32 protein-coding genes and 1 tRNA gene are annotated in these 26,126 nt (G+C 68.3%); 21 read left to right on the top strand and 12 right to left on the bottom strand.

Annotation, left to right across the window (positions count from 1 at the left end):
* Positions 1-158: 158 nt before the first annotated feature.
* The 10 genes from ACZ5KP_RS05040 (at position 159) to ACZ5KP_RS04995 (ending at position 4,581) form a co-directional block, all read left to right on the top strand.
* Positions 159-243, top strand: a tRNA-Leu gene (locus ACZ5KP_RS05040).
* 27 nt (positions 244-270) lie between these two features.
* A complete protein-coding gene (locus ACZ5KP_RS05035) occupies positions 271-621 on the top strand; it encodes a 50S ribosomal protein L18e (RefSeq protein WP_460920572.1) in 351 nt (116 codons plus the stop codon).
* Positions 618-1,055 (top strand): 50S ribosomal protein L13, encoded by a 438-nt coding sequence (locus ACZ5KP_RS05030; protein WP_460920570.1) that lies wholly within the window; start codon positions 618-620, stop codon positions 1,053-1,055. The genes ACZ5KP_RS05035 and ACZ5KP_RS05030 overlap by 4 nt, the downstream gene beginning before the upstream one ends.
* Complete coding sequence (locus ACZ5KP_RS05025; RefSeq protein ID WP_460920568.1) at positions 1,049-1,444, top strand: 30S ribosomal protein S9; 396 nt, start codon at positions 1,049-1,051, stop codon at positions 1,442-1,444. Before ACZ5KP_RS05030 ends, ACZ5KP_RS05025 begins: the two co-directional genes overlap by 7 nt.
* A 7-nt stretch (positions 1,445-1,451) precedes the next feature.
* Positions 1,452-1,652 (top strand): DNA-directed RNA polymerase subunit N, encoded by a 201-nt coding sequence (locus tag ACZ5KP_RS05020; protein WP_460920566.1) that lies wholly within the window; start codon positions 1,452-1,454, stop codon positions 1,650-1,652.
* Entirely contained in the window at positions 1,649-1,828 is a 180-nt protein-coding gene (locus ACZ5KP_RS05015) for a DNA-directed RNA polymerase subunit K (RefSeq protein ID WP_460920564.1), read from the top strand. Before ACZ5KP_RS05020 ends, ACZ5KP_RS05015 begins: the two co-directional genes overlap by 4 nt.
* Positions 1,828-3,030: a phosphopyruvate hydratase gene (eno, locus tag ACZ5KP_RS05010; RefSeq protein WP_460920562.1), complete on the top strand. Its 1,203-nt coding sequence runs from the start codon at positions 1,828-1,830 to the stop codon at positions 3,028-3,030. Before ACZ5KP_RS05015 ends, eno begins: the two co-directional genes overlap by 1 nt.
* A complete protein-coding gene (gene rpsB, locus ACZ5KP_RS05005) occupies positions 3,027-3,800 on the top strand; it encodes a 30S ribosomal protein S2 (RefSeq protein WP_460920560.1) in 774 nt (257 codons plus the stop codon). The genes eno and rpsB overlap by 4 nt, the downstream gene beginning before the upstream one ends.
* Positions 3,801-3,949: 149 nt before the next feature.
* Positions 3,950-4,240, top strand: coding sequence for a DUF433 domain-containing protein (locus ACZ5KP_RS05000; RefSeq protein WP_460920558.1), 291 nt, complete (start codon positions 3,950-3,952; stop codon positions 4,238-4,240).
* The gene (locus ACZ5KP_RS04995; protein ID WP_460920556.1) at positions 4,237-4,581 is read left to right on the top strand and encodes a DUF5615 family PIN-like protein; all 345 of its coding nucleotides are present in this window, start codon (positions 4,237-4,239) and stop codon (positions 4,579-4,581) included. Before ACZ5KP_RS05000 ends, ACZ5KP_RS04995 begins: the two co-directional genes overlap by 4 nt.
* Here ACZ5KP_RS04995 and ACZ5KP_RS04990 read toward each other — a convergent pair whose 3' ends face one another.
* Positions 4,582-5,280, bottom strand: coding sequence for a CPBP family intramembrane glutamic endopeptidase (locus ACZ5KP_RS04990; RefSeq protein ID WP_460920554.1), 699 nt, complete (start codon positions 5,278-5,280; stop codon positions 4,582-4,584). It lies immediately after the preceding gene.
* Positions 5,281-5,283: 3 nt separating this feature from the next.
* A complete protein-coding gene (locus ACZ5KP_RS04985) occupies positions 5,284-5,580 on the bottom strand; it encodes a DUF5789 family protein (protein WP_460920552.1) in 297 nt (98 codons plus the stop codon).
* 289 nt (positions 5,581-5,869) lie between these two features.
* Between ACZ5KP_RS04985 and ACZ5KP_RS04980 the strand changes: the two genes are divergently transcribed.
* The 3 genes from ACZ5KP_RS04980 to ACZ5KP_RS04970 all read left to right on the top strand — a co-directional run bounded on the left by ACZ5KP_RS04980 (position 5,870) and on the right by ACZ5KP_RS04970 (position 7,902).
* Positions 5,870-7,039 carry an MFS transporter gene (locus ACZ5KP_RS04980; RefSeq protein WP_460920550.1) on the top strand — a complete coding sequence of 390 codons (1,170 nt, stop codon included), beginning with the start codon at positions 5,870-5,872 and terminating at the stop codon, positions 7,037-7,039.
* Positions 7,040-7,159: 120 nt separating this feature from the next.
* A complete protein-coding gene (locus tag ACZ5KP_RS04975; RefSeq protein WP_460920548.1) occupies positions 7,160-7,351 on the top strand; it encodes a hypothetical protein in 192 nt (63 codons plus the stop codon).
* Positions 7,352-7,464: 113 nt separating this feature from the next.
* Positions 7,465-7,902 carry a bis(5'-nucleosyl)-tetraphosphatase gene (locus ACZ5KP_RS04970; protein WP_460920546.1) on the top strand — a complete coding sequence of 146 codons (438 nt, stop codon included), beginning with the start codon at positions 7,465-7,467 and terminating at the stop codon, positions 7,900-7,902.
* A gap of 130 nt (positions 7,903-8,032) precedes the next feature.
* Here the strand turns inward: ACZ5KP_RS04970 and ACZ5KP_RS04965 are convergent, their stop codons facing one another.
* A complete protein-coding gene (locus ACZ5KP_RS04965; RefSeq protein WP_460920544.1) occupies positions 8,033-8,518 on the bottom strand; it encodes a CBS domain-containing protein in 486 nt (161 codons plus the stop codon).
* A gap of 124 nt (positions 8,519-8,642) precedes the next feature.
* Here ACZ5KP_RS04965 and ACZ5KP_RS04960 point away from each other — a divergent pair, with 124 nt between their 5' ends.
* Together ACZ5KP_RS04960 and ACZ5KP_RS04955 are read left to right on the top strand one after the other, a co-directional pair.
* Positions 8,643-9,017 (top strand): DUF7113 family protein, encoded by a 375-nt coding sequence (locus ACZ5KP_RS04960; protein WP_460920542.1) that lies wholly within the window; start codon positions 8,643-8,645, stop codon positions 9,015-9,017.
* A 115-nt stretch (positions 9,018-9,132) separates the two neighbouring features.
* Positions 9,133-9,801, top strand: coding sequence for a riboflavin synthase (locus tag ACZ5KP_RS04955; protein WP_460920540.1), 669 nt, complete (start codon positions 9,133-9,135; stop codon positions 9,799-9,801).
* Positions 9,802-9,836: 35 nt separating this feature from the next.
* On the opposite strand, the gene ACZ5KP_RS04950 is transcribed toward ACZ5KP_RS04955, so the two are convergent.
* Positions 9,837-11,162 (bottom strand): DNA double-strand break repair nuclease NurA, encoded by a 1,326-nt coding sequence (locus ACZ5KP_RS04950; RefSeq protein WP_460920538.1) that lies wholly within the window; start codon positions 11,160-11,162, stop codon positions 9,837-9,839.
* A 394-nt stretch (positions 11,163-11,556) separates the two neighbouring features.
* Between ACZ5KP_RS04950 and ACZ5KP_RS04945 the strand changes: the two genes are divergently transcribed.
* Positions 11,557-11,754, top strand: coding sequence for a XapX domain-containing protein (locus tag ACZ5KP_RS04945; protein WP_460920536.1), 198 nt, complete (start codon positions 11,557-11,559; stop codon positions 11,752-11,754).
* Between the two features lie 48 nt (positions 11,755-11,802).
* On the opposite strand, the gene ACZ5KP_RS04940 is transcribed toward ACZ5KP_RS04945, so the two are convergent.
* From ACZ5KP_RS04940 to sdhC, 4 genes are read right to left on the bottom strand one after another with little or no spacing between them, the layout of a single operon-like run.
* On the bottom strand, positions 11,803-13,635 hold the full coding sequence (locus tag ACZ5KP_RS04940; protein ID WP_460921128.1) for an FAD-binding protein: 1,833 nt from the start codon (positions 13,633-13,635) through the stop codon (positions 11,803-11,805).
* 31 nt (positions 13,636-13,666) lie between these two features.
* Positions 13,667-14,545: a succinate dehydrogenase/fumarate reductase iron-sulfur subunit gene (locus ACZ5KP_RS04935; protein ID WP_460920534.1), complete on the bottom strand. Its 879-nt coding sequence runs from the start codon at positions 14,543-14,545 to the stop codon at positions 13,667-13,669.
* Positions 14,542-14,913 carry a succinate dehydrogenase hydrophobic membrane anchor subunit gene (locus tag ACZ5KP_RS04930; protein WP_460920532.1) on the bottom strand — a complete coding sequence of 124 codons (372 nt, stop codon included), beginning with the start codon at positions 14,911-14,913 and terminating at the stop codon, positions 14,542-14,544. The genes ACZ5KP_RS04935 and ACZ5KP_RS04930 overlap by 4 nt, the downstream gene beginning before the upstream one ends.
* The gene (gene sdhC / locus ACZ5KP_RS04925; RefSeq protein WP_460920530.1) at positions 14,914-15,321 is read right to left on the bottom strand and encodes a succinate dehydrogenase, cytochrome b556 subunit; all 408 of its coding nucleotides are present in this window, start codon (positions 15,319-15,321) and stop codon (positions 14,914-14,916) included.
* Between the two features lie 211 nt (positions 15,322-15,532).
* Between sdhC and ACZ5KP_RS04920 the strand changes: the two genes are divergently transcribed.
* Complete coding sequence (locus ACZ5KP_RS04920; protein ID WP_460920528.1) at positions 15,533-17,110, top strand: class I adenylate-forming enzyme family protein; 1,578 nt, start codon at positions 15,533-15,535, stop codon at positions 17,108-17,110.
* A 185-nt stretch (positions 17,111-17,295) separates the two neighbouring features.
* The gene (aglM, locus tag ACZ5KP_RS04915; protein WP_460920526.1) at positions 17,296-18,615 is read left to right on the top strand and encodes a UDP-glucose 6-dehydrogenase AglM; all 1,320 of its coding nucleotides are present in this window, start codon (positions 17,296-17,298) and stop codon (positions 18,613-18,615) included.
* 51 nt (positions 18,616-18,666) lie between these two features.
* Here the strand turns inward: aglM and ACZ5KP_RS04910 are convergent, their stop codons facing one another.
* Positions 18,667-19,377: an HD domain-containing protein gene (locus ACZ5KP_RS04910; RefSeq protein ID WP_460920524.1), complete on the bottom strand. Its 711-nt coding sequence runs from the start codon at positions 19,375-19,377 to the stop codon at positions 18,667-18,669.
* Positions 19,378-19,794: 417 nt separating this feature from the next.
* Here ACZ5KP_RS04910 and ACZ5KP_RS04905 point away from each other — a divergent pair, with 417 nt between their 5' ends.
* Positions 19,795-20,541 (top strand): hypothetical protein, encoded by a 747-nt coding sequence (locus ACZ5KP_RS04905; RefSeq protein WP_460920522.1) that lies wholly within the window; start codon positions 19,795-19,797, stop codon positions 20,539-20,541.
* A 43-nt stretch (positions 20,542-20,584) separates the two neighbouring features.
* The gene (locus ACZ5KP_RS04900; RefSeq protein WP_460920520.1) at positions 20,585-21,067 is read left to right on the top strand and encodes a hypothetical protein; all 483 of its coding nucleotides are present in this window, start codon (positions 20,585-20,587) and stop codon (positions 21,065-21,067) included.
* A 40-nt stretch (positions 21,068-21,107) separates the two neighbouring features.
* Here ACZ5KP_RS04900 and ACZ5KP_RS04895 read toward each other — a convergent pair whose 3' ends face one another.
* The 3 genes from ACZ5KP_RS04895 to ACZ5KP_RS04885 form a co-directional block, all read right to left on the bottom strand.
* Positions 21,108-22,940: an acetyl/propionyl/methylcrotonyl-CoA carboxylase subunit alpha gene (locus tag ACZ5KP_RS04895; RefSeq protein ID WP_460920518.1), complete on the bottom strand. Its 1,833-nt coding sequence runs from the start codon at positions 22,938-22,940 to the stop codon at positions 21,108-21,110.
* A gap of 75 nt (positions 22,941-23,015) precedes the next feature.
* A complete protein-coding gene (locus ACZ5KP_RS04890; protein ID WP_460920516.1) occupies positions 23,016-24,242 on the bottom strand; it encodes a DUF373 family protein in 1,227 nt (408 codons plus the stop codon).
* A 95-nt stretch (positions 24,243-24,337) separates the two neighbouring features.
* On the bottom strand, positions 24,338-25,087 hold the full coding sequence (locus tag ACZ5KP_RS04885; protein WP_460920513.1) for a sugar phosphate isomerase/epimerase family protein: 750 nt from the start codon (positions 25,085-25,087) through the stop codon (positions 24,338-24,340).
* A 169-nt stretch (positions 25,088-25,256) separates the two neighbouring features.
* On the opposite strand from ACZ5KP_RS04885, the gene ACZ5KP_RS04880 reads away from it, so the two are divergent.
* Entirely contained in the window at positions 25,257-26,000 is a 744-nt protein-coding gene (locus ACZ5KP_RS04880) for an SOS response-associated peptidase (RefSeq protein ID WP_460920510.1), read from the top strand.
* Positions 26,001-26,126: the final 126 nt, after the last annotated feature.

The raw sequence follows: 26,126 nt of genomic DNA, 5'->3' as shown, positions 1-26,126 counted from the left end.
CCACACGCGGCTCGCTCGCGGCTCGCCTGAAGCCGCGGCCACCGGGAGCGGTGCGCCTGGCCGAATGGCCGGTGGCACCGCTACCGGCGCCACCACATCGGTGGCAGATCGCCGCACCGAAAGGGGTTTGAAGGCCTGCGATCAACGGACGGATGCGCGCAGGGATAGCCAAGTCAGGTCAACGGCGCAGCGTTCAGGGCGCTGTCCCGTAGGGGTTCGCAGGTTCAAATCCTGCTCCCTGCATCCGTCCGCTTCTCACCGAATTCATCCATGAGCAAGACGAATCCACGTCTCACCAGTCTCGTCGCCGACCTCAAGTCGGCGGCACGCGAGACCGACGCCGACGTGTGGAGCGACGTCGCCGACCGTCTCCAGAAGCCCCGGCGTACCCACGCCGAGGTCAACCTCGGCCGCATCGAGCGGTACGCCAACGAGGAGGAGACAGTCGTCGTGCCGGGCAAGGTGCTCGGCAGCGGCTCGCTGCGCAAGGCGGTCACGGTCGCCGCGGTCGACTTCAGCTCGTCCGCGGAGACCAAGATCGAGCAGGTCGGCGAGACCACGACACTCGAACAGGCAATCCAGAACAACCCCGAGGGATCCAACGTGCGGGTGATCCGATGAGCGCCGCCGAGTTCGAGGCGGACCTCGTCGTCGACGCCCGCGACGCCATCCTCGGTCGCGTCTCCAGTCAGGTCGCCGAACGCGCCCTGGACGGCGAGACGGTTGCGATCGTCAACGCCGAGGACGCGGTCATCACGGGCGGCCGTGAGGACATCCTCGCCAAGTATCGCAAGCGCCGCGAGATCGGGAGCGACCGTGGCCCGGCCTACCCCAAGCGGCCGGACACGATCATGAAGCGCACCGTGCGCGGCATGCTCCCCCACAAGAAGCAGCGAGGTCGCGACGCCCTCTCCCGGGTCCGCGTCTACGTCGGCAACCCGAACGACCAGGAGGCCGAGCGCCTCCCCGACACCTCGCTGGATCGACTCTCGAACATCCGCTTCGTCCACCTGGGCGAGGTCAGCGACGAACTCGGAGCCAACGTAACATGGTAACGAACACCAGCGGCAAGAAGAAGACCGCCATCGCTCGCGCGACCGTTCGCGAGGGCGATGGGCGCGTTCGCATCAACTCGGAACCCGTCGAACTGCTCGAGCCGGAGACGGCCCAGCTCAAGGTGCTCGAACCGTTCCGCGTCGTGGACGGCATCCGCGACGACGTCGACATCGAGGTCGACGTCGAGGGCGGCGGCGTGATCGGCCAGGCCGACGCGGCCCGGACCGCAATCGCACGCGGCATCGTCGAGCACAGCGGCGACGCCGAGCTCCGGGACGCCTACATGGAGTTCGACCGGACGCTGCTCGTCAACGACGTCCGTCGCTCCGAGCCCAAAAAGTGGGGCGGCCCCGGTGCACGGGCCCGCTACCAGAAGTCCTACCGGTGATTCATCCATGATGGTCCCAGTTCGCTGTTTCACGTGCGGTAACGTCGTCGGCGAGCACTGGGAGGAGTTCAAGGCTCGCACGCGAGAGGCAGACGATCCGGAGGACCCGGAGAAGGTCCTCGACGAGCTCGGCGTCGACCGACACTGCTGCCGACGGATGCTCGTCTCGCACAAGGACCTCGTCGACATCGTGGCCCCCTACCAATGAGCGGGCAACAGTTCACCCGCTACGAGCGGGCACGAGTGCTCGGCTCCCGGGCGCTGCAGGTCTCCTACGGCGCACCGGTGTTGATCGACACCGACCAGACGGAGCCGATCCTGGTTGCGGCCCAGGAGTACGACGCTGGCGTCCTGCCGTTCACCGTCGACCGGGGTGACGCCTGATGGTCCTGATCACCGACGTTCGGCTGCGCCGGATCCTCGACTCCCGCGGGAACGCGACCGTCGAGGCCGACGTGCTGACCGAGACCGGTGGCTTCGGTCGGGCGGCAGCGCCATCCGGCGCTTCCACCGGCGAGTACGAGGCCATCGAGCTTCCGGCGGCGGAAGCGATCGCCGCAGCCCGCGAGCACGCGATCCCGCGGCTCGTGGGCGAGGTCCACGTCGGCGACCAGCGATCCGTCGACGGGACGCTGCGAGCCGCCGACGGCACCGACGACTTCTCGGAGATCGGCGCGAACTCCGCGGTCGCCATCTCGATGGCCGCCGCGAAGGCCGCCGCCGACACGCTCGGTGCACCGCTGTACCAGCACCTCGGCGGTGCTTTCCGCGGCGACTCCTTCCCGACGCCGCTGGGCAACGTCGTGGGCGGCGGCGAGCACGCCGCCGACGCGACGCACATCCAGGAGTTCCTCTCCGCACCCGTCGGCGCGCCGAACGTCCAGGAGGCCGTCTTCGCGAACGCAGCGGTCCACGCCCGCGTCGCGGAGCTCCTCCACGAGGACGGTATCGCCGCCGGCAAGGGCGACGAGGGCGCGTGGGCGCCGTCGATCGACGACGCCGACGCGTTCGACCTGGTCGAGCAGGCCGTCGACGACGTCTCCGACGAGGTCGGCTTCGAGATCCGCTTCGGCCTCGACGTCGCCGGCGCGGAGCTCTACGAGGAGGGCGAGTACCACTACGGCGAGGAGACCCGCTCCACCGCCGAGCAGATCGACTACATGGTCGATCTCATCGAGGAGTACGACCTCGTCTACGTCGAGGATCCCCTCGACGAGGACGACTACGAGGGCTTCGCGGAGCTGACCGACCGCGTCGACGGCGACCGGACGCTCATCTGTGGCGACGACCTCTTCGTCACGAACGTCGAGCGCCTGCAGACCGGCATCGATACCGGCGCCGCGAACTCCATCCTCATCAAGCCCAACCAGATCGGGACGCTGACCGACGCGGTCGACGCCATCGAGCTCGCGGGCCGGAACGGCCTCGACTCGGTGGTCTCCCACCGCTCGGGCGAGACCGAGGACGCGACGATCGCACACCTCGCGGTCGCCACCGACGTGCCGTTCATCAAGACCGGCGCCGTCGGCGGCGAGCGGACCGCGAAGCTCAACGAACTCATCCGGATCGACGACGACGCAACATGAGCAACAACGACAACGACCTGGAGGGGCTCGACGCGGAGGATGCCGAGGCCGAGGAGGCCGCGGCCGAAGCCGCCGAGGAGCCCGCTGACGCACAGGACGCGGCGGACGCCGAGACCGAGGCCGAGGCGGCCGAGGGCGAGGCGGCCGACGACGAACCACGCCTCGACGACGACGTGCTCGGCGACGAGGAGGCTGACCTGCTGATCCCCGTCGAGGAGTACCTCGGCGCCGGGGTCCACATCGGGACCCAGCAGAAGACCTCGGACATGGAGCGGTTCATCCACCGCGTCCGCACCGACGGTCTCTACGTGCTGGACGTCGCCCAGACCGACGGGCGCATCCGCACCGCCGCGGACTTCCTCTCGGGCTACGATCCCGAGCAGGTCCTCGTGGCGTCCTCCCGACAGTACGGGCAGTTCCCCGCCGAGAAGTTCGCCGAGGCGATCGGCGCGCGGGCCCGCACCGGCCGGTTCATCCCCGGCACGCTGACGAACCCGAAGTACGACGGCTACATCGAGCCCGACGTGGTCGTCGTCACTGACCCGATCGGCGACGCACAGGCCGTCAAGGAGGCCATCACCGTCGGGATTCCCGTCATCGCGATGTGTGACTCCAACAACGCCACGAGCAACGTCGACCTCGTGATCCCCACGAACAACAAGGGTCGCAAGGCCCTCTCCGTGGTCTACTGGCTGCTCGCCAACGAGACGCTCGACCGCCGCGGCGCGGAGCCGACCTACGCCCTCGACGACTTCGAGGGCGGCATCTGAGCCGTCTTTTCGAGTTCTGACCGCCGATATTCGTTCGAAACGGTTTCGCTGCTACCACCTCCGTTCGTGAGCGACTGCACAGCCAGCCTGCCGAGGCGTGAGCGGTCGCCACAGGTCTAAATACGACCGGGACCCAACCTCCGTCCACGATGGCACAGGCGTCCCGCCGGATCGTCGCCGCCACGGACTCCGACGTCCACGACGAGCCCCACATCGCCGACAGTCGGCTCACCGTACGGCTGGTCTATGAACGGGTCGAGCAGGGGGATCTCGAGCCGCGGGAGTTCGCCGACAGGTACGACGTCGATCTCGCGGACATCTATCATGCGCTCGCGTACTATCACGACCACCCCGACGAAATGCACCGCGTCGAGGAGCGTCGTGAAGCGACGGTCGAGGCCAATCGAGACGACGCGATCACCGGTCCCGACGACGTGTGAGGTATCGGATCCTCGCCGACGAGAATATCGACCGTCAGGTCGTTGATGGGCTCCGAGCCGAAGGCCACGATGTCGAACACGTCGACGATCACGAGTCACTGCAGAAGGGCGTCCGAGACGAAACGATCGCGGCACACGCGATCGAAACCGACCGAGTGCTGCTCACTAACGACGACGATTTCCTCCGGGAGTTCGCACCCGACGACCGACTGCCGCTCCTCTTTCTCGAGTCGGACCATCTTCCGAGTTCGACTGTCGTGGCGATCGTCGACACGATCTCTGTCACCGTTCCACAGTCTCGTATCGACCGGGCGCTCTACGTCAGCCGGAACTGGCTCTGACTACACCACGATCGGCAGCCACTCGAACCAGCCCGCCGTCGTCTCCGGATCGAGCAGCGGATCGTGGAGCACCAGCCAGTCGAGCAGCACGAGTCCGAGCCCGTGGGCACAGACCGAGGGCAACAGCGAGTTCGCGTGGTAGTCCGAGAGTCCGAACAACACGTCGGTCGGCCCAGAGAGCAGGAGCTCGATCGGCGGCTTGTTCGCGTGGAGGAGCGCGTAGATCACGGGCGAGATGAAGGCCACCCAGGGCCCGCGGTCGCGGAGGCCGACACAGAACAGGCCGCGGAAGAACGTCTCGCCGGCGAGCACGAGCAGGAACTGCTTGCTGGCGTGGATCAGAAACGGGACCGGCGCGCTGCTCTCCAGGCCCCACATCGGATAGAACTCGCGGACGCCGGGGAGCGTCGAGCCGACGACGTAGAACGGTGCGACGAACGCCGAGAGGAGGAGCGCGTCCTTCACGGCGCGGCGATCGACCCGCCAGCCCAGCCGGCGCTCGTGCGCGAGCGCGAACGCCATCGGGACTGCAAAGAAGAGGAGGCCGTCCCGGAGCAGTCGTCCGTGCAGTGACGTCCACGGGACGTTCATCCAGACGATCGTGCACAGCCCGCCCAGCACGACCGATCGTTGATACCAGCTCGTCGCGCCCAGCCGGCGTCGGAGGATGGCGAGTCGGTCGCCGGCGGCCGTGGACACGGGCTACTCCGTCGGGACGGGCCCGGTACCGATCACGTCCTCGATCTCGCTCCGGAACTCGTCGTCGGTCGCGAAGTAGGTCGTCTCGACGTCCGCGAGCACGTCGGTGATCGTCCGGGGACCCGAGGGCGTCCGGATCGTCGAGCCGCCTTCCCGGCGCTGGATCTCGCTCTTCTGGAGCGGGAAGTGCAGTCGGGCGGTTACCTGGGCGAGCGGTGCGCCCTCGACGGGCGTCTCCTCGCCGAGTTCGACGGCGGGCTCCTCCGCTTCTTCCGCTTCCTCGGCGTCGTCTTCGCTCATGGTCGGGGATTCCTCGGGACGGCAATTGTGCCTTTCGTTTCGACGGGTCGCCCGTTTCGGACGTCCTTCGCTTCGCGGCTCCGTCGCTCCGCTCCCGCATCGGCGCTTCCCCGGCGGCTGCGGCGAAAGCGGGTAGCCCCGCCGCGGTCGGAATACTCAAGCGAGGCAGGCGTCCCAGTTCGAGCGAGTCGATGACGCCGACGGTGCAGGGGTCGAGTCGGGGGTCGCTGCCAGCCGCGGGACCGGCCGCCGACCCGCCGACGGTCGCGCATCCGGTGGGGGTCCGCCGATGCTGAGCGAAGAACGCGGGTTCAAGCTGTTCTACTTCCTGCTGTTTGCTTCCTTCAGCGGCTACGTGATGTTCCGGAACGTGTTCCTCGATGAGATCGGCCTCTCCGGGACGCAGATGGGGCTGATCGGCTTCCTGTTCCCGCTATGTGGCATGATCGCCCAGCCGATCTGGGGGCTGATCGCCGACTGGAAGGGTGCGAGCAAGCCGATCCTCTACGTCTCCGCGATCGTTGCGGGGGCGGCGGCGTTGCTCTACCCGCTCGCACCGATGGTGGGCGCTACGTTTCTCGCCGTCGTCGTCGCGACGGTGATCTTCGCGCTGTTCCGCGCGCCGGCCGTCCCGATCTCCAACGCACTGGTGCTCTCCTCGGGGATGTCCTACGAGGGCGTGCGCGCCTACGGCTCGATCGCTTTCGGGATCGCCGGGCTGGGCTTTGGCTTCCTCATCGGCGTCACCGCCACCGAGGCGGTGTTCTACGCCTACAGCGTCGGGATGGTGCTCCTCGTCCTCCTGCTCACGCGGCTCCCGATGGGCGACACGGACGCGCTCGGCGAGGACCTCGACGTGGCGTCGGTGCGTCGACTGCTCGACCGGCAGTTCGTACTCTTGCTCGGTGCTGCCTTCTTCCTCGGCGTGATGACGCCGGCAAGCGCGGCCTTCTTCTCCGTGTACGTCCGCGCGATCGACCAGCCGGACTCCATCACGGGGTTCGCCTGGCTGATCAAGACGCTCGCGGAGGCCGTCGCGTTCGTCTACGTTGCGCGTCGCGGGGCCGGCTCCTACCGCTGGCTGATGGCGACCGCGGGCGTGTTCTACCTCGGCACGTACGCGCTGTTGGCGACGACCGGCGCCCTCGCGGTCGTCGTCGCCTCGCAGGTGCTGCTCGGGCTCGGCTACGCCCTGTTCAACCTCGCGTCGGTGAACCTCGCGCACTCGCTGTCGCCGTCGGCGCTGAAATCGACGGCCCAGAGCCTGCTGATGGTCGGTGGCGTGAGTGCGGGCCGTGCGGTCGGGGAGCTGGTGACCGGCGTACTTGTCGACGTCGTCGGCGTCCAGGCGATGTACGGCTACGTGGCCGTCCTGGGCGTGCTCGTGGTCGCCTTCTCGCTGGCGATCTCGAAGTCCGCGGCCGCCGACGCCGAGCAAGAAGCGGCCGCGGGGACTTGAGCGGCCGGTCCCCTGCGTCGTCCGGCCGGGCGGATCCGCCACTCTCCGGCGGGTGGGTTCGAGCCGTCCCGTGGAAATGGGACGGTTTGAAGGGCTCCGCGCACCGAATTCGGCTACACGATGGATCCACGCGATCACTTCTCCGACGTCGAGCTTACCGGGATCGCCGTCATCGTCACCGTCGTGGCCGTCCTCGCGTGGTTCACGACCGACACGACGGGCGTCGGTCGGATCGTCACGGTCGCGCTCGCCACGCTGTTCTGTGCGGCTGCGGCTGCTGTCAGTCTCTGGGTGACCGAGGGGAACTTCTGACCGGTCGTCCGGGCGGCTGCACGACGGTTGTCGGATCGGCGGCCCCGCTTTCGTCGGTGAACGGGGCGACGGCTCCGATATTCCTTTACCACACGGCTGCCAATAGCCGTCAAATGCCAGTCGAAGCGACGAGCGCCGGCGCCATCCTCTACCGGGATACCCGGGGCCGGCGGGAGTACCTGCTCCTCAAGAGCCGCCCGGGGGACTGGGAGTTCCCCAAGGGCGGCGTCGAGGGCGAGGAGGAACTCCAGCAGACCGCGATCCGCGAGGTCGAGGAGGAAGCTGGTATCGCAGACTTCCGGCTCCTCGACGGCTTCCGCGACGAGTACGACTACGTGTTCGAGGCCAACGGCAACACGATCCACAAGACCGTCCACCTGTTCGTGGCGAAGTCCTTCGAGGCGTCCGCCGAGCTCTCCCACGAGCACCGCGACCACCAGTGGCGGGACTACGATCAGGCGATCAACACGATCACCCAGGACGGCCCACGCGAGATCCTGGAGGACGCCCACGAGTTCATCGACGAAGTGGAGGACGACGAAGAGGAGTAGCAGCGCCAGATAGACACCTGGCGGACCGCCGGATCGGTTGTCCGATCCCCTCGCCAGCGACTGCGTTGCTCCTCGCGGCCTCGACCGTGGCGTCGGCGCCCGGATCGACGGCGACGGCAGCGCCACTCGTTCACTCCTCGGTCTCCCACGCCGCCCGTTCGCCCACGAGATCGATCGCCTCGTCGCGAACCTCGTCGTAGGCCGTGGCGACGTCGGTAATCGTGACGATGCCGACGACGTCGAACTCGTCCACGACCGGCAGGTGGCGCACGTCCTCCTCGGCCATCCGATTCACCGCGTGGCCGACGGTCCGGTCCGGCGCCACGGTGACGAGCGGGCTCGACGCCGCGTCGCGGGCCGGAATCTCCGCGAAGGAGGTCTCGCGGTCGTACGTGGTCTGGAGCACGTCGCTCGCGGTGAGAATCCCCGCCGGCGTGGCGACACCGGCGTCGCTCTCGCTGCCACTGCCGTTCGCGTCGCCGATCGATGCATCGCCCCGTTCGACGAGCACCACGCTGCCCACGTCGTGGGCGAGCAACCGCCCGACGGCGTCCTGCAGGGTCGCCTCGGCGTCCACAGTCACGACGGGCGCACTCATCAGTTCGTGGACGAGCATGGTACTGTTTGGCAGGCGATTGCAAAGAGGGTTCCCGCTACTGATCCGGCGATCCTCGGGTGGCCACCGCCAATCACGATCGCTAACACGACGACCTTTTCCACGGTCGCGGGCTACCGATTGTATGTTGCTGGTGCGGGGACGGGCCGGCGGGACCGAGCTGACCGGCACCGTCTTCGAGCGGGGCGAGCGCGCGCCGAGTTTCAAAGGCGCGCCGGAGGACGACGCCGCGTACGTCTGGGTTTGCGACGAGTTCTACGAAGTCGAGAGCGGCGGGTCGGTCCAGGAGATCGACGGCCGGGAGGTCCACGTCGCCTTCGAGTCACCGATGCCACGCGGGTTCGACACCCGCGACCAGGCGGTCGCCGCCGCTCGCGAACACGTCCGCACGCAGTTCTCCCGCGTCGGCGTGGACCCCGAAGACGTCGAGCTGGAGGTCGTCGAGAACGCGGAGATCGCGGCGGCGGAGGACGGAGCGCCCGCGGAGCAGGATTCCTGAGGTCGTTCGGCCTCGATGCCCTCTGTCGCCGGATCCGTCGTCCGACCACTTCCACTCTACCCACATTTTTGCAACCCATAACGAATTTAGTATCCGATCTCGCGTGTCCGAGTGCATGTACACCGGAATCGTCGAGACGACCGGACGGCTGCGGACGGTGGACCGACACCAGGATGGCGACGCGAGCGTGCGTATCGAGACGGAGCTGGACGGGATCGACCCCGACGACAGCGTCGCCGTCGACGGCGTGTGCCTGACCGCGACCGCGGTCGGCGAGGACTGGTTCGACGCGGATCTCAGCGCCGAGACCGTCTCCCGCACCTATCTCGCAGATCGATCCCCCGGCGAGGCGGTCAACCTCGAACGGCCGCTGCCCGCGGACGGGCGATTTCACGGCCACGTCGTGAAGGGAACCGTCGACACCGTCACCGAGTTGCTTCGGGTCACCCGGGACGGCGAGGGTTGGCGCTACGAGCTGGCGATCCCGCCGGAGTACGCCGACCTCGTCGTCGAGAAAGGCGCGGTCGCGCTGGACGGTGCGAGTCTCACCGTCGCCGACGTGGATCGACGGGCCGGCACGTTCGCGGTCGCCGTCGTCCCCCAGACCCGCTCCGTGACGACACTCGATCGCAAAGCCCCCGGCGACCTGTTGCACTTCGAGGCCGACGTGCTCGCGAAGTACGCCAGAGGACGAGCGATGAGCGGTGGTGGCGGTGGAAGCAGTGGACCCAGTGGCACAGATAGCGAAAATGGCGACGACAGCAATGGTTGGGCTGCACCCTGACCGGGGGGAGTAGCGATACGGGCTCGGCCGACGACTCAGCCCAGGTCGCCCCAGCGCCGGTCGTCGTAGTCGCGTTGTCGATCGGTGCCGAATGCCTCCGCGAGCGCGTTCCGGAGGTCGTTCGTGCTGCGCTGGCCGATCCGGGCGAGCGAGTCGGCCTTCGCGACGGGTCGCGGTGGCCCGCGTTCGGTCGCGACCTCGCGGACGACGTAGTCGGTGAGCGCCTGTCGGCAGGCCTCGTCCTTCGTGAGCGCGAGCGGCGCTTCGATCCGGTAGAGCAGGTCGTCCCGGGGATCGTACAGCGCGAAGAAGGTCACCTCGTAGGCTTCGGGATCGAGCTCCCGATCGATGCCGAACGGACCCGTTGCGGTTTCCCCGCTGCCGGCGGGCGATCCCGCATCGCCCTCGCCGACGAGCAGCCGGTCCGCGCCGCCCCGCGAGCGGAACCACGAGGTGTAGGTCAGGCCCTCCGTGTCCCGCTCCCACTCCCGGCGTGTCTCGCCGCGCTCGTCGACGGTTTCGACGAACTCGCCGCGTTCGAGCAACCGCGTGAACAGCGCGGTGTCGTCGGCCCACGGCGCCTGCTGGCCGCGATCCCGCAGCGTCCGCGTGATCGCCTTCGTCGCGGGATTCTTGACGAACCCGAGCAGCGGGACGTCACGCTCGACCGCCTGCTCGACGAGCCGGATGTAGTTCTCGATCACGTCGCGGGGCTCGGGCTCGTCGTAGAGGAGGTCCCGGAGCTCCGGGGCGCGATCGGCCCAGTTGAGCATCCCTTTCGGGTAGATCGGCCCGTCGAGAACGAGCAGCCCCTCGACTTCGTCGAAGTGTTCGAGCGCGTGAGAGCTCTCCGCAAGGTAGAGGGACAGCTCGTGGACCACGCTCTCCTCGAAGCGCGGAACCTGGGGCGCACGAAGGAGCCGATTGTGCGTGTACCCTTCGTCCAGGCGCTCCTCGAACTCCTGCACGCTCGCGAGATCGCCGGAGTGGACCGTCGTGATCAGGGATCGTTTGCGGTGGAGATCGAGATCGGATGGCTCCGCGGCCATCGCGGCGTGGGCGACGTCGAGGACGAGGCCGTTCTTGTAGGTCGTCGGGTTGATGGTGCCCGAGTCGAGTCCGTGGACGGTTTCGAAGGGCGGCTCCCGGAGCGCCGCGGCGTCGAACGCGATCTCGTGGAGCTGCTGGTCTTCGTCGTCGATCGGTCGCAGGACCGCGTTGCCGTCGTCGTCCCGGAGCGGGTCGAGGAACTCGCGCCAGACCTGCTCGGCGAAGCGCTGGTGCTCGCGCTCGTCGATGCCGCGCTCGATCCGCCGGGCGTGGCCCGTGATCCCCTCGAAGTGGACCCGATCCAGGGTCATTGGTGGTGGGTGGTCGGGGGCGCTACAAAAGTGCGTGGGGTCGAGGGGACGAACGTGTCGGTGGAGGAGTCGTGTGTACTACAGCGATCTCCGAAAGCCCCCTCCCGCTCGTCGTGCGTAACTCGCTGCGCTCCTCACTCGCTCCCTATGGTCGCTCGTTGCGGTGCTTACACCGACAGACTCGCTTCGCTCGTCTGTCGAGGTTCGCCTCGCCGAGACTCGGCTCACCTTCGTTACGCACGACGACCGGTCGGCCCCTTTCGATGCCCCACCCTGGTGGCTTGTCGAACAGATCGGGGCGCCTCCAATCACGATCTCGCTGTGTCGGCGGGGCCGAGGCAGCGTTCGCGGTACCCGGCCCATCGCTTTTGCCGGCGGCGGACGGGGATCCAACATGGACATCCTGCTCGTCGCGCTGGCACTGCTGATCGGTGTGCTCACCGGTTCGATTTTCGCGTTCGTCCAGGTGCCGATTCCCGCACCGCCGGAGCTGCCGGGGCTGCTGGGGATCGTCGGAATCTATCTGGGGTACAGGCTCGTCGAGTGGGCCGACGTTGGGATCGACCTGCTCGCGCGGCTCGGGCTGAGCTGATCGGCGCGGGTGAACGCGGAGAATTCGTGGGAGAAAAACGCGACGCGCTCAGTAACTCCGCTCCTTGGGCTCGTAGACCTTGTTCTGCCCCTCGAGGTCGACGGGCTTGTACCAGAGGTCCGGCCGGCCGCCCTCCCAGCTGACGAGCGTGTGCTTGAGCCACTCGTCGTCCTTGCGCTCCTGGTGCTCGGCGCGCCAATGTGCGCCGCGGAACTCCGTCCGGGCGAGCGCGCCCAGCGCGATCGTCTCGGCGACGTCGATGAGGTTCCGTGTCTCGATCGTGTGGATGAGGTCGGTGTTGTAGGTGCGGCTCGGGTCCGACACCGCCACGTCCTGGTAGCGCTTGCGCGCCTCGCGGATGTCCCGGAGCGCCTGCTTGATGCCCTCCTTCTCCCGGAACACGTTGACGTTCTCGGTCATCGTCCGCTGGACCTCGGCGCGGATGTCGGCGTGGTTGACGCCGTCCTCGCGCTCGAGGAACGTCTCGACGCGCTGGCGCTCCTGGGCGACCGCACCGTCGAGCACGTCGCCAGACGCGACCGCGCCGCCGTCTGCAGCCGTATCACCGCTCGTTGCGTCGACCGCTCCGGGCTCGACGGGTGCGTCGAGGTCTTCCTCGGGCTCGGCCTCGTCGGTCCGGCCGGTCTCGAGCTTCGCGTCCGCGCGATCGGACTTCGCGGCGTGGCGACCCGCACGAGCGCCGAAGACGAGCAGTTCGGGCAGTGCGTTGCCGCCGAGACGGTTCGCGCCGTGGACGGAGGCGCAGGCACACTCCCCTGCCGCGTACAGTCCGTCGATCAGGGTCGCGCCGTTCTCGTTGGTCTCGATGCCGCCCATCTCGTAGTGCTGGCCGGGCTTGACCGGCATCGGCTCCTCGTAGGCGTTGACGCCCTCGAAGTCCTCCGCGAGGTGGACGATGTTCTCGAGCCGGTCGGAGATACGCTCCTCGCCGAGGTGGCGCATGTCGAGGTAGACGTACTCGTCCTCGACGCCGCGGCCCTCGTTGACCTCCGTGAGCTCCGCGCGGGAGACGACGTCGCGTGAGGCGAGCTCGCCCTCGTTGTTGGCGTAGCCGTGTTCGAACATGAACCGCTCGCCCTCGGCGTTGTAGAGGATGCCGCCCTCGCCGCGAACGCCCTCGGAGATGAGGACCCCCGTCGAGGGGAGCGTCGTCGGGTGGAACTGGACGAACTCCATGTCCTCCAGGGGCACGCCAGCGCGGTAGGCCATCGCCTGTCCGTCGCCGGTACAGGAGACGGCGTTGGTGGTGTGATCGAAGGCCTGGCCCGGGCCGCCGGTCGCCAGCACCACGCCGTTTCGGGCGCGGAATCCGGCGACCTCCCCGGTCCGTAGCTCGTACCCTACGACGCCGGTGCACTCCCGATCCGCGGGGTCGTCGTGATCCGTCGTCGCGAGCCGGGTGACGTACCACTCGTCGTAGACCTGGATGCCCCGCTTGACCACCTGCTCGTACATCGTGTGGAGCATGTGGTGGCCGGTCTCCGCGCCGGCGTAGGTCGTCCGGGCGAAGGAGAGTCCGCCGAATGGCCGCTGAGAGACCGTGCCGTCCTCTTCTCGGGAGAACGGCATCCCCCAGTGCTCTAAGTCGATGACCTCCTGTGGCGCGTCCTGGGCGAGCGTCTCGACGGCGGCGGCGTCCCCGAGGTAGTCCGACCCCTTCATCGTGTCGTAGGCGTGGAGCTCCCAGTCGTCGCCCTCCCGGAGCGCGGCGTTGATCCCACCCTCCGCCGCGCCGGTGTGGCTGCGGACGGGGTGGAGCTTCGACACCATCGCGACGTCGGCGCCCTCCTCGTGTGCTGCGATCGCAGCCCGGAGACCGGCGCCGCCGGCCCCGACCACGATCACGTCGTGTTCGTGAATCGTCATGGATTGTGAGTTGTGATCGGCACGGTCACCAGAACTTCAGGTTCGACTTCACCGCCTCCCGCTTGAGTTCCTGGATGTGCTCGGTCAGCGGGATGTCCTTCGGGCAGACCTCGGTGCAGGAGAACTGGGTCTGGCAGCGCCAGACGCCGTGTTCCTGCTCCATGATCCGGAGGCGGTGCTCCTTGAGATCCTCCTCTTCGCGCTCGTCCATCGCGAAGCGGTAGGCCTTGTTGATCGCCGCGGGGCCGAGATACTCGTTGTCCCCGGCGGCGATGTTACAGGAGGACATGCACGCGCCACACCAGATGCAGCGCGTGGCCATCTTGATCTTCTCGCGGTTCTCGGGGGACTGGCGCTGCTCCTCCAGGTCGCCCTCCGGGAACTCCTCGCTCTGCATGTAGGGCTCGACGGCCTCCATCTGATCGTAGAAGTGCTCCATGTCCACCACGAGGTCCTTGACGACGTCCTGGTGGGGGAGGGGCTCGACGCGAACCGGCGCGTCGAGGGCCGAAAGCTGCGTCTTGCAGGCCAGCCGCTGACTCCCGTTGATGAACAGGGCGTCCGAGCCACAGACGGCCTGTCGGCAGGAGTGCCGGAAGGTGAGCGAGGAGTCGAACTCGTCGCGCGCGTAGATCAGCGCGTCGAGGACGGTCATCCCCTGAACGTAGGGAATGTGGAAGTCGTCGAAGCGTGGCTCTTCCTTCTCTGGAACCTCCGGATCGAACCGGAAGACCTTGAGCTGGACCGTCTCGTCGGCGGCCGCGGCGGCCTCGGCTCGCTCTCGCTCCGTGACCTCCATCCGGGCGTTCTTCTCGGCCCGTCGGCGGTCACCGGGCGTCTGTGCCGGCGCCTCGTCGGCGTCCGTCGTCGTCTCTGCCGTCGATTCGTCGTGTTCAGTGCTCATGCGATCGTCACCCCTGCCATCGCCATCGCGACCCGGATCCCCTGGGCGACGAGGACGATCCCCGCCAGGGTCAGGCCGTACTTGGCGACGGTCTTGCGCGTTCCCTCGATTCCCTGGTTCACCAGCGCGTTGTAGATCCCGTTGAGCCCGTGGAACGCCGCGGCCACGAGGAACAGGACCATCGTCGCGAAGTACGCCGGATCCTCCATCCGTGCCTGCGTGCCGGCGAAGGTCACCTCGTAGGCGTGGTTGAGGAAGTGCAGCTGGAAGAAGTGGAAGGCCAGCAACACGACCAGTAGCGCCGCGGTGATCCGCTGGAGCAGCCACGTCGTGCCGTGGGGCTGGAAGGAGGAGTAGCGTTCAGCCATCTACACGACACCCCCGCCGAGGAACGTCGGCACGCTCGCCACGACGATCGCCCCCGTGACGATCAGCGACGCGTAGAAGCTCTTGTCCTGTGCCTCGAGTCCGACGCCGAGATCGACCATCAGCAGGCGAACGCCGTTGAGAATGTGGAACACGGCGGTCGCCAATAGCCCGATCTCGAGAACGCGGACCACCAGGAGACTCTCCAGCCCCTGGATCGTGTCCGTATAGGTCGCCGGATCCCCACTGGCTGCGTCGATCGCCGTACTGAGCACGGCGATGTGCATGAACAGGTAGCCAATGAGGACCCAGCCGGTGAACTTGTGGAGGATCCAGGCCCACATGCCGGCGGAGAACTCCCGCCAGCGGCCGAAATCCTCGATCAGCCCCCGATCGTACGACTGGCTCATTTTCCCATGCTGGTCTTTGTTGGCGGCCGTATAGTAGTTACTACACTGGCGTGGGAGGACACACCGAGGGGAAGACGTTCGGCCGGTTTCGCCGCGCGGCAGCGGTCGCCATCGCACGTCCGTCCGGAACGGGGCTCTCCGTGCTGGCGGGCGCGCCACGGCGCCACACAGATCGGACCGCTCTTGTGCCGGCCGCTCCACGACACCGCCAATGCGGATCCCGCAGGACAGCGATCCCGTCGCCGAACGCGCCGCCGTCAGCGCCGAGCAGGTCGCGCTCGTCCGTGCCACCGACGGCACGAGCTGGACCTACGGCCGGCTCGACGACGCCGTCGATCGGACCGCGGGCAAACTCGCCGCGCTCGGCGTCGACGCTGACGATCACGTCGGCCTCCTCGCCGAGACCGGCGTCCCCGCGGTCCGGACGATCTTCGGTGCGCTCCGGCTCGGTGCCGTGCCCGTGCCGCTGAACACCCGGCTCACCGCCGGCGACCTCGGCCCACAGCTCGACACCGCGGACGTCGAGGTGCTGATCTGTGAGGGCGCAAGCGAGGGGCTCGGGATCGCCGCGGCGAAGGACGCACCGCGGGATCCCCCGACGACGATCGCGACGCTCGACGGCGCCGACGCGGCCGCCGAGGTGCCGCTCCGGCTCGACGAGCAGGCATCTTCGAGCTTCGAGGCGCCGATTCCCGACCCCGACGACACGCGACTTCTCCTGTTCACCTCCGGGACCACGGGCGAGCCCAAGGCCGTGGAGCTGACGGCCGGGAACCTCCGATCGAGCGCGATCGCGTCGGCGTTCCGGCTGGGGACGGACCCCGCCGACCGGTGGTTCGTCCCGCTCGCGATCTACCACATGGGCGGGTTCGCGCCGATCTACCGCTCGACGCTCTACGGTACGACCGCAGTCCTCCAGCGCGAGTTCGACGCCGAGGACGCGCTCGCTGCGATCGCGGAGCACGGGGCGACCTGCCTCTCCGTCGTACCGACGATGCTCACCCGGCTCCTCGACGCCGCCGAGTCGGATCCCGATCGCGGTGCCTCCGACCTCGATCCGCTCTCGGAGCTCCGATTCGTCCTCGCCGGCGGCGCGGCCACGCCGACCGATCTCGTCGAGCGCTGTGCCCACCACGAGGTCCCGCTATGTCCCACCTACGGCCTCACTGAAACCGCCTCGCAGGTCGCGACCGCGCTGCCCCACGAAGCACGCGAGTACGAGGGGACCGTCGGGCGGCCGCTGTTCCCGACGACAGTCCGGATCGTCGGCGACGACGGCGACGGACCGCCTGAAAATCCCCTTCCGGCCGGGGAGTCCGGCGAGATCGTCGTCGACGGCCCGACGGTCTCCCCGGGCTACTACGGCAACGAGGAAGCCACGGCTGCGAGTCGCTCTGAACTGGGCTACCACACCGGCGACCTCGGCCGCCGCGATGAGACGGGTCGGCTCTGGGTGCTCGGCCGTGCCGACGCCGCGATCTCGACCGGCGGCGAGCTCGTCCACCCCGCGGCGGTGGTCGAGGCGCTCGAATCCCACCCGGCGATCGACGCCGCGGCCGTCGTCGGGCTCGACGACCCCGAGTGGGGCGAGCGGGTCGCCGCGCTCCTGGTGCCCACCGACGACGAACTCGGAGTCGGCGCGCTACGTGCTCACTCCGACGACCGGCTCGCGGACTACAAACGGCCGAAGACGATCGCCTTCGCAGACGCGCTGCCCCGGACCGCTTCCGGGACCGTCGATCGGGAGGCCGTACGGGAGCGACTGCGCGAGGACGGCATCGACGCCTGAGGACCAACAGCGCCCGCCGATCGGGAAAGCCCGGGACGTACTAGCTTGCCCGATCAGCCGCCCACCTGGGGACTGGAAGGGCGAGGGCTTTCGAGGGCAAAGCGGTCGTGGAACCCCCCTGCACTGCACCTGCTGCTTGCGCTGTTCCCAAACGCTCATTGGCACACCCCGACTTCTTCCCTGTAATGAACGTCAGCGTCGTCGGTAGCGGCTACGTCGGCTCGACGATCGCCGCGGTGTTCGCAGAGTGGGGCCACGACGTCACGGCGGTGGACGTCGACGAGTCGATCGTCGAGTCGATCAACGCGGGCGAGGCGCCGATCCACGAACCCGGGCTGGACGAGCGCGTCGCCGAGCACGGCGGCGACCGTCTCCGGGCGACCACGGACTACGACGAAATCCCGGAGACGGACGTGACCTTCCTCGCGCTCCCGACGCCCTCTCGCGACGACGGCTCGATCGACACGAGCATCATCGAGGCCGCCGCCGAGCGGCTCGGCGAGGCCCTCGCCGACGTCGACGAGCACGTCGTGATCGTGAAATCCACCGTCGTCCCCGGGACGACGGAGGACGTCCTCGCGCCGCTGGTGCAGGCCCACGCTGGCGACCGCGTCAGCGTCGGGATGAACCCCGAGTTCCAGCGGGAGGGAACCGCAGTCGCCGACTTTCTCGCCCCCGACAAGCTCGTCTTCGGCACGGACGGGCACGACGCCGGGGTCCACAGGGACGAGGATCGCGCGCTCGAAGCGCTCCACGAGGTGTTCGCACCGCTGATCGAGGCAGAGGATCCGCCGATCGTCGAGACGGGCCTCACCGAGGCCGAGTTCATCAAGTACGCGAACAACGCCTTCCTCGCGGCGAAGGTCAGCCTGATCAACGACCTCGGCAACGTCGCCAAGGAGTTCGACGTCGACGCCTACGAGATCGCCGACGCGATCGGCCTCGACGACCGCATCGGCGAGCGGTTCCTGCGCTCGGGCGTCGGCTGGGGTGGCAGCTGTTTTCCCAAGGACGTGGAGGCGATCATCGCCGCGGCGAAAGAGGAGGGGTACGAGCCCGCCGTCCTCCAGGCCGCGGTGGAGCTCAACGACCGACAGCCGGAGCGCCTCCTCGAGCTGCTGGACAACCACGCCGATGTCCAGGGGCAAACGGTCGCGGTGCTCGGACTCTCCTTCAAGCCCGGCACCGACGACGTGCGGAACTCCCGCGCGATCCCGGTGATCGAGGGGCTGGAGGCCCGCGGTGCGACCGTCGTCGCGTACGACCCGGTCGCCGAGGCGAACATGCGCGAGCAGTTCCCGGAGCTGACGACGGCCGACACTGCGGAGGCGGCGCTTGACGGCGCCGACGCCGCGGTCGTCGTCACCGGCTGGGACGAGTTCTCGGCGCTCGATTCAGGCGCGTTCGCCGCGATGGCGAGTCCGATCGTCGTCGACGGACGGCGGGCGATCGACCCCGAGAACCTGGCAGTCGACGGGCTGGTCTACGAAGGGCTGACCTGGTGAGCCAGCCCCGGTGAGGGATCGAGGGAAAACTGACGGCGGTCGTCGCTGCTTCTACGGCTCGAACTCCCCGGAATCGCCGTCGACCGGCCGCGCCTCGACGTTCGCGAGCTCGTCCGTGAGCCACTCGCGGAGCCACCGGACCCGCTTCAGCCGCCGGTGAGCGATGGTCTCCGCGGCGTCGCTGCGGATGCGGTCCTCGGCCTCGTGGCCGCGTTCGAGTACGCGCTCGACCATCTCGGGCGCGTCCATGTGCGTCCGGGCTTCGTAGCCCATCCGCAGCATCATCAGGACCGTGCCGTTGGCGCCGACCTTGTCCAGCAGGTCGGCCTCGATCAGGCAGCGGGTTTCCAGCGAGAGGTCCTCCAGGGGCCCCTGGTAGGAGTGGTCCTCGATCGATCGACAGACCTCGTCGAGGAAGGACTCGGGGTAGTCGCAGTGAGTTTCGAGATACTGGCGAGCGACGCGGGCGCCCTCCTCCGCGTGGACGTCCTGCTCGGCGTCGAGCTTCGCCACGTCGTGAAACAGCGCGGCGACGCGGGTGACGTCGACGTCGGCGCCTTCCTTCTTCGCGATCTCGGCGGCCAGGTCGACGACGTTCCGGATGTGGTTGTACCGGTACTCGGCGGAGTGCCAGGGGTACCAGCGCATCCGGCCGCCTTCCTCCTCGCGCTCGACGCTGGCGGCGAGATACTCGAAGACGAACTCCTCCATGGCCGCGAACTCCTCTTCGGAGACGCGGCGCTCCTTGATTTCAACCCCCACCGAACCACCTCGACCGCATCGCGTACGTAGTCATGTTAGCCGAATACACGACCGTTCGACTCTTTAGGCTTACGTACCGGTCACCAGCGGACGCCGACCGATCGATCGACCGGCGGGAATCGGCCCGCTCCCCGGACGAATGACCGATTTCGACGGAGCGGACGTGCCACTCGCTGGCACGCCGAACCGACGCCGTCGAACTGCTGCGGTCGAACCGACGCGCCCAACGGCTGCGGTCGAACCGACGCGCCCAACGGCTGCCACCCACCGAAACTGCCGATCCGATCCCCTCGAACTGATCCCGCCGGACCGATTCTGGCGCGCTTCGACGGCCACCGATCACTGGCGTCGACCGGCCGCAGATCCTGGGCCCGTCGCCCGCCGCCATTTATCCCGCGAGGCGCACTACGTACCGGTATGAAAGGTGACGGCGCGACGACGCTCGCGGAAGTCGGCTCCTTCGACGGCGGCGCTACGTGGGTCGCCTACCCCGACGAGGCGATGGCCCGGGCGAGCCACGTGCTCGTCGAGCACGGTGGGGGAGACGATGGGTCGGGCGGGACCGGTGACGCCGAGAGCGACGAGTCGTCCAGCGAAGCTGCCGAGGACGCCCTCTGGCTCGTCGATCCCGTAGACGCCGCCGATCTCGACGACTGGCTCGCCGAGCGAGGCACGGTCGCGGGCGTCGTCCTGTTGCTCGACCGGCACAAGCGAGACGCAGCCAGGATCGCTGCACGGCACGACGTCGCCGTCCACGTCCCAGAGCAGTTCGCCGACGTCCGCGAGGAGCTCTCGGCGCCAACGACGATCCTCGGCGACGAGCTCGGGGACACCGGGTTTCGACCGATTCCGGTCGTGGACCGGTTCTTCTGGCACGAGGTCGCGCTGTTCCGGGACGCGGATCGAACGCTCGTCGTGCCCGAGGCCGTCGGCACCGCCGCGTTCTTCCGCGTCGCCGGCGAGCGACTCGGCGTCCATCCGGCGCTCAGGCTGTTCCCGCCACAGGACGCGCTCGGCGATCTCGATCCCGAGCGCGTGCTGGTCGGCCACGGTGAGCCCGTGCTGGCGGACGGTGCCGGCGCGCTCGAGGACGCCCTCGCCGGATCGCGCCGGCGGGCGCCGCGACTGTACGCGAACGCACTTCGGTCGGCGCTCCCGTTCTGAGGGCACGCTCCGTGGCCGACCGCCTGCAGTCCACCACCTTCCCATGATCGAAACCTGCTACGTCACCGGCGGCCTGCTCGACGCGCTCCTGGCGATCGCCGAGGATCGCGATCCCGACGCGGTGTCGACGCTCTTGCTCGTCTCCGAGGCCGGCGATCTCGACGACGTCGAGCCGCCTGCGCCCAACGGGAACGACGGTCAGTCGCCCGGGGCCGTCACCGCAGCCGGTGACCTCGATCCGCAGACGCCGGTGTTCACCGATCTGTACTTCCCCTCGACCGGCCGGTCGGTGGACGCGGTGTTCGGCGTCGACGTCTCCGTGCCCCACGGCCAGGCCCAGGGCCGATTCGTCTCTCATCCACTCGGCGAGCTATCGGTCTCGAAAGCCGACGACCTCCACGAGGTCGTGCTCGTCGCGGTCCCCCCGTGGACGCGCGAGGACGTCGCCGCGTTCGACCGGAGCGGTCGGCGGCTCGACTGTCGGATCGTCGCTGCCGCACCGCCGGAGTCGCCCTTCGAGGGCTGAGACGCTACAGGACGGAGCCGCTCGTGCCGCAGGTGGCCCGTCACTCCAGGACGATGAGCACGTCGCCCATGTCGACGCTGTCGCCCTCCGCGATCCGAACCTCGCTGACGGTGCCGCCCTGATCGGCGACCACGTCGTTTTCCATCTTCATCGCCTCGAGCACGCAGACGACGTCGCCGGACGCGACTTCATCGCCCTCGGCGACGTTGACCTCCAGGATCGTCCCCTGCATCTCAGCGGCGATGCTTTCGCCCTCGCCGACGGAGCTACTGCCGCCGTCGTCACCGCCGACGTGGTCGGGCCGCTCGGCACCGCCCCCGGCCTCCGCGTTCGCGGCGATCGGCGGTGCACCCTCCTCTTCGAGGTTGACCTCGAAGCGCTTGCCGTTGACTTCGACGGTGAACTCCCGGGTGACGGTCTCCTCGTCGCTCCCGTCGCCGCCGGCGTCCTCCTCGGGGCCCCACTGGCGCTGGGCCTCCTCGATGCGGGCGTGATCGAGCTCCTCGTCGAGATACTTCGTCGTGTGTTTCCCGTCGATGAACGCCTCGTCGGCCATCATCAGGCGGTGGAAGGGGATGATCGTCGTGATCCCCTCGATCTCGTACTCGCGGAGTGCCCGCAGCGAGCGGGTGATACACTCGTCGCGGTCCGACCCGTGGACGATCAGCTTTGCGATCATCGAGTCGTAATCGCCGGCGAGGTCGTCGCCCTGCCGAAGCGCGTCGTCCATCCGGACGCCGATGCCGCCCGGCGGATCGTACGTCGAGAGGTGGCCACCGCCGACGGGCTGGAACTCGTTGGCAGCGTTCTCGGCGTTGATGCGGAACTCCATCGCGTGGCCGGTGAGCTCGACGCCGTCTTGCTCGAAGGTGATCTCCTGGCCGTCGGCGACCCTGAGCTGCCACTTTACGATGTCGATGCCGGTGAGCTCCTCGGTGACGGTGTGCTCGACCTGGATCCGCGTGTTGACCTCGAGGAAGTAGAAGTTCGTGTCGGGGCCGAGCAGCTCGTCGGGGTCGCGGTCGGTGTCCTCCTCGACGAGGAACTCGACGGTGCCGGCGTTGGTGTAGTCGGCGGCGTCGACGCCCCGCCGCGCGGCCTCACCGATCTGTTCGCGGAGCTCGTCGGAGAGCGCGGGCGAGGGACCTTCCTCGATGACCTTCTGGTGACGGCGCTGCAGGGAGCAGTCCCGCTCGCCGAGGTGGCGGACGTTGCCGTGTTCATCGGCGAGGATTTGGATCTCGACGTGCCGGGGGTTCTCGAGGTAGCGTTCGAGATACACCGAGTCGTTGTCGAAGTACGCCTCGCCCTCGCGCTTGGCCGTTTTGAGCTGTTCCTCGGCCTCGTCCTCGTTCTCGACGATCTGCATCCCCATCCCACCACCGCCGCCTTCGGCCTTGATCGCGATCGGATAGCCGTGCTCCTCGCCGAACGCGAGCACCTCGTCGACTTCGGTGACCGGATCTTTCGTCCCCGGCACGATCGGGACGTCGGCGTCGTCCATGATCGTTCGGGCCTTGGTCTTCTCGCCGAGCGATTCCATCGCGTCGCCGCTGGGACCGACCCACGTGAGCCCGTCGGCCTCCTCGACCTTCCTGGCGAACGTGGCGTTCTCAGCGAGGAACCCGTAGCCGGGGTGGATCGCGTCGGCGTCGGCCTTGCGTGCGGCCTCGATCACGGCGTCGTGGTCGAGATAGGACTCGCTCGCCGTCGCCGGGCCGACGTTGTACGCTTCGTCGGCGTAGCGCACGTGGCCGGACGCCTTGTCCGCCTCGCTGTAGATTGCAACTGTAGAGACGTTCAGCTCTTCGCAGGCCCGCATCACCCGAACCGCGATCTCGCCACGGTTCGCGACCAGCACCTTCCGGAACATGGCTGTCGATTCATGAGGCACTCACCTCATTCTATCGGTTGAATCGATCTACAGGAGTGGCGTCCGATGGTGAAATTAGCTCGTCTCGCCCTCGGCGTCGCCGTCGTGCTCGGCCCCAGTGTCACCGTCTCCGGCCTCCAGATCGGCGGCGTCGAGCTCCGTCGGATCGAGCTCCACGCCGAGCCCGTCGCTTCCGCCGACGTACGTCGCGACCCAGACGCCGACGAGACTCACGAGCACGCCGGCGACGACGAACGCGGCGAGGCGCTGGCCGGAGCCGAGGGCGAACGGCTCGACCGTCACAACGCCGAGCTCAAGCCGGGGGATCTCCATCGAGGACAGCGCGCCAGCCTCTTCGAGGAAGTAACTCGAGAACCCGCGGACGACCAGCCCGACCGCGACGGCGACGAACGGCAGATTGACGTAGGACGTTCGGATGCCGTCGTCCCGCAGCACCTCGTCGAGCAGGCGCCCGGTCGATGCCGTCAGCGCCGCCATGGTGATCCACGGGACGGCGGCGAAACAGAACTCCATCGTGGGCACGAGGAACCCCTCCGCCTCGGTCTGTCCGGAGATCCCGAGCGCGCCGGCGAACACGCCCACGAGCGTGAGTCCGCCGGCGACGACGTAGGTGACGACGGAGACCTGCCCGGAGTACAGCGCGTCCTGGGCCTGTCGGGTCGCCCGCCCGAGCAGCGCGTCGATGCCCAGCCCCTTGTAGAGGAGGAAGAGACCGATCACCGTCGCGATCGTCGCTGCGGCGACCGCCGGGCCGGCGAACAACGCCAGCACCGGAAACACCAGCAGGGCGGTCCCGAGCGGGACGAGCGTGGTCTGGCGCAGCTCCTCGTCGGCGAGGAACTGCTTCATGAGGTAGTAGGTCGATTCGAGGTCCCTGGCCTGCCGGACGACCACGCGATCGACGGAGTCGACGGGAACGCGGCTCTCGACGAGTGGCACGAGCCGCTCGTCCTCCGCGCTGTCGGTGACGACGATCGCGGAGTCGGGGTCGTACTCGCCGACGAGCTCGTCGAGCTGTCTGGCGACCGTGCGATCCGCAGTGACCATCGATTCGGGCGTTCCCGAGACGACCGCGACGACCGCGTCCTCGCCGTCGTCACGCAGGTCGCGGGTGATTCGCAGCGCCTCCAGAATCGAGTTCACGCTGGCGTCCTCGGGATCCGCGAGTCCCACGTCCGTCACGAGGGCCTGGACGGCCTCCCAGCCCGCGACGGGGGTCTCGATTCCCGTAGTGGCTCCCACGTCGTCCACCCGATCGAGGCAGACAACCAGGGTGGTCACGGTACGGTCGTTGGTGGGTCGCGCGGGATTAAAACTCTCGTGGTGATTGCAGGGTCGAACTCCGTCGCGAATCGACCCGGCCGTCCCCCTGGGGACTACTGGCTGGCCGCCTCGCGGACGTTCGCCACCGCCGCCTGCAGATCTGCGACCGCCTCCTCCGGATCCAGCTCGTACTCGACGATCAGCGGCACGTCGGGGTCGGCGTGCTCGTCGAGCAGGCCGAGCACCGCAGCCAGTTCGAGCTCGCCGGCGCCGGGCACGTCCTCGATCGCCGTCGCGCTGGTGTCTTTCAGGTGGACCGTGACGATCCGGTCGCCGAGCCGCTCGATCACCTCGGCGGGATCGACGTCTTCGACGAGGAAGTGGCCGGTGTCGACGCAGGCCCCGAGGCGCTGGTGCTGGTTGCGCTCCAGCGCGTCCTGGACCTCCGCGAGCGAGGAGAAGACCTGCGAGGTGTCGTCGTGGTGGACCGAGGAGTAGTTGTGAATCGCCACGTCGATCTCGAACTCGTCGGCGAGGCCCAGCAGCTCCGCGGTCACGTCGTCGCGCATCGGCGGGTAGTTCACCGTCACGTACTCGGCGTCGATCCGATCGGCGAAGGCGAAGTGATCTCTGGCTTCCTCGGGCTCCTCGATGTCGACGACGCCGTAGCCCCTGACGTCGATCATCGTCGCTTTCAGCGCGGCGACGCTGGCCGCGACGGTCGCCGCGTGATCGTGTGGCGAGAGGTGCTCACCCCACAGCTCCAGCACGTCGACGTCTGCCTCCCCCAGCTCCTCCAGCACGGTCGAGAGCGATCGGTCCCCGAACACGACGCTCTGGACCCCGATCGTACGCGATGCCATGAATTTTTGATCACCGAGCGCGCGCAAAAGAGTTCTGGCAGAGGCGAGCGGGAGGGGCTTCCAGGTGCGCTGCTGCGGTGATTGCCGTACCAGCTCCACGCGCCCGATTTCCAGGTCGCTACCAGCCCCTCACGGCGGATTTTTCCACGCGCGAACCGAACCCCTGCGTATGTGTGGTCGCTTCACGATCTTCGCCGACGCGGACGACCTCGCCGAGCGCTTCTCGGTCAGCGTCCCCGCGGAGTACGCGCCCCGGTACAACGTGGCGCCGAGCCAGCGAATCCCCGTCGTCGCGAACGACGACCCCGACGCGGTCCAGTTTCGCACCTGGGGGCTCCTGCCGAGCTGGGCGGACGATCCCAGCGACTACGGCTTCATCAACGCCCGCGCCGAGACGATCGAGGACAAGCCCTCGTTTCGCAGCGCGGTCCGCAAACGGCGGTGTCTGATCCCCGCCGACGGCTTCTACGAGTGGTCGGGTGAGCGAGGGAGTCGCCAGCCCTACCGCATCGCGTTCGAGGACGATCGGCTGTTCGCGATGGCCGGCATCTGGGAGCGCTGGGAGGGACCGGTCCAGCAGACCGGACTCGACGACTTCGCCACCGTGTCGGAGGACGGGGCCGAGACCGGTGGCGGAGGTGCCGACGAACCCGAGCCGCGGACGGAGGTTCGCGAGACCGTCGCGATCCTCACCACCGACGCGGCTGGACCGGTCGCCGACGTCCACGACCGAATGCCCGTGATCTTCCCGCGTGCACGCGAGCGGGACTGGCTCGGCGCCGACGACGCGACGGACCGAGCCAACCTCCTGGCGCCCTTCGAGGATCCGGACCTCCGGGCCTACCGCGTCTCGACGGCGGTCAACGATCCGGGCAACGACAGTCCTGGGCTGGTCGACCCGATCCCGAGCTGAGGGTCCTCCCGATCGGAGTCCCAATCTCACCGTCAGCGATCGACTTCGTCCCTGCAACACGGCATCGCCCGTTCCACGAACCACCGCTGCTGCCGGAAGTATCCTATTTAAACCTGTTCCGGAGGG

Source organism: Salinarchaeum chitinilyticum, from assembly GCF_055390775.1.
The sequence above is the reverse complement of the archived record's forward strand: the minus strand, read 5'-3'. Positions and strand labels throughout refer to the sequence as shown.